This window comes from Holdemanella sp. (genome assembly GCF_056804935.1).
In genome coordinates this window covers 1-1,981 of the sequence record NZ_DBMEXE010000260.1, presented here as the reverse complement: position 1 = coordinate 1,981, position 1,981 = coordinate 1, and the positions used below count along the sequence as shown (strand labels likewise).

Here is a 1,981-nt window from a genome sequence, read left to right as displayed (position 1 = left end):
GTTAGCCTTTGGTACTCCAAGGACTTGGTACTGGCAACTTGCTAGGTTTTACCAGACTGGATTCCCACCAGTTATATATTTGGCACCGAACTGGCGCACACCTTCTACTTCTTATTATACCTATTCATTGTGTCACTAAAAGAGTGTTTTATTGAAAATTTAGCTGCTTTCGCGGCTTGTTCTAAAGCATGATTTAAATCCTTTTGTTGTTCTTGAGGAAATTTACCTAGTACCCAGTCTACAACTGGAATTAATTTATCTTTACCAATTCCTATGCGAATACGATCGAATTCCTGTGTGCCAATATGAGAAATAATACTCTTGATTCCGTTATGACCACCAGCACTACCTTTTTGACGCAAACGAAGTTTTCCAACAGGCATATCCATATCATCATATAATACAAGGATATCTTCAGAAGGCACTTTATAGAAATCCATGCATTGTCTTAATGCGATACCACTATTATTCATATATGTGGTTGGTTTTAATAAAATTATGTCTTCTCCATCAATTTTCTTTTTTGCAAAATAAGCCGAAAATTTTTCCTGATTAAAATCCATTTCTAGCATTTGTGCCAATTTATCAATCGCCATAAAACCTGCATTATGACGTGTATTTTCATATTCTCTACCAATATTCCCTAATCCAATAATAATTTTCATGAAGCCCTCCTTCAAAAAAATAACGGGATAATCCCGTTATTCTTCATCTTTTCCTGGTGTATATAAAATGTGTAAACGGCGTCCTTCGCCTTCACCTTCACTCTTAGTAGAAATATCGTTCATTCCTGCTAAAGCATTGTGAATTGCCTTTCTTTCATCGGCTGGCATTGGATCTAATACTGCATCTACTTTTGTACGACGTACATCTTTTGCGATGCGAACTGCCATTTTACAGATTTTTTCGTATCTTTCTTCCTTATAACCATTCACATCGATTAAAAGTCCGATACGCTTTTTGAATGCTGCACTTACTGCAGCTTTAACTAAACGATTGAATGCTTGTAAAGACTTACCCGCTTTACCAATCATAATCGCATTGTTTTTTGTGTTTACAGTAATACGATAGAAGCCATGATCATTTTCAATTTCAACAGTTCCATCTAATTCTGCATTGTCAAAATATGTTTGAATATATGACTTAATGAAATCTTCAATATCTTTTGGGCAATATGCTTCAATTTCAATTGTTTTTCCGATTCCTAAAAAACCACTTTTTTCTTCTGTAACTTCATAATGAAGTTCTTCTTTTGTACATCCTTTAGCATTGCAAGCAGCTGCTAAAGCTTCATCTAAAGTTTTTCCAGTAAATTTAGCGAATTCCATATGTTATACCTACTTTTTGTTCATAACTTTGTGTAGGATCAATGATTGACATACACGAATTACACTTGATACTAACCAATAGAATGACATCGCCATTGGCCATGAAATATACATAATACAAATCATTGCTGTCATGAAGTACATTGACATGTTCATGCTGTTAGCCATAGGATTTGTTTCTTCCTGCGCATATTTTTTAACTTTAACGTTATCTTTCTTATCTTGCCATTTCTTTAACCATTGAGGTAATTTCATTGATACAATATAGAAGATAACCATCAATACATAAATTGAGATATATGCGATATCGAATGCTTTAAATCCATCAAGTGGAGTACCTGCTAAAGAAATACCCATAAAGCTTCCGCTAACAACACTTACTGAACGCATTGTTGCATAATACATACCCATCATGATTGGTAGCTGAATGAAAGTAATTAACATTGAACCAAATGGGTGAATATCGTATTTTTGATAAATATTCTGCATTTCTTGAGCCATCTGCATTTTAGAACGCTCATCTGTTTTATCTTTATATTTATTTTGAATCTTTTGAATTTCAGGTTGAATTTCCTGCATTCTTTGTGTAGACATTTGTGATTTACGTGTAAATACAAATACAAGCATCTGAATTAACAATGTTGTTAAAATGA

The 1,981-nt window shown here is 33.7% G+C and carries 3 protein-coding genes; all 3 read right to left on the bottom strand.

The window, feature by feature from the left end:
* Positions 1-104: 104 nt before the first annotated feature.
* Positions 105-665: an aminoacyl-tRNA hydrolase gene (gene pth / locus ACZQCL_RS09065; protein ID WP_482482928.1), complete on the bottom strand. Its 561-nt coding sequence runs from the start codon at positions 663-665 to the stop codon at positions 105-107.
* Positions 666-701: 36 nt separating this feature from the next.
* A complete protein-coding gene (locus tag ACZQCL_RS09060; RefSeq protein ID WP_118114420.1) occupies positions 702-1,328 on the bottom strand; it encodes a Jag family protein in 627 nt (208 codons plus the stop codon).
* A gap of 9 nt (positions 1,329-1,337) precedes the next feature.
* Positions 1,338-1,981, bottom strand: a 644-nt coding sequence (locus tag ACZQCL_RS09055) for a YidC/Oxa1 family membrane protein insertase (protein WP_482482926.1), incomplete at its 5' end; no start/stop codon positions are given.

Coding starts and splice junctions, on each gene's coding strand:
- pth (WP_482482928.1), bottom strand. CDS start 665: ATGAAAATTATTATTGGATTAGGGAATATTGGTAGAGAATATGAAAAT.
- ACZQCL_RS09060 (WP_118114420.1), bottom strand. CDS start 1,328: ATGGAATTCGCTAAATTTACTGGAAAAACTTTAGATGAAGCTTTAGCA.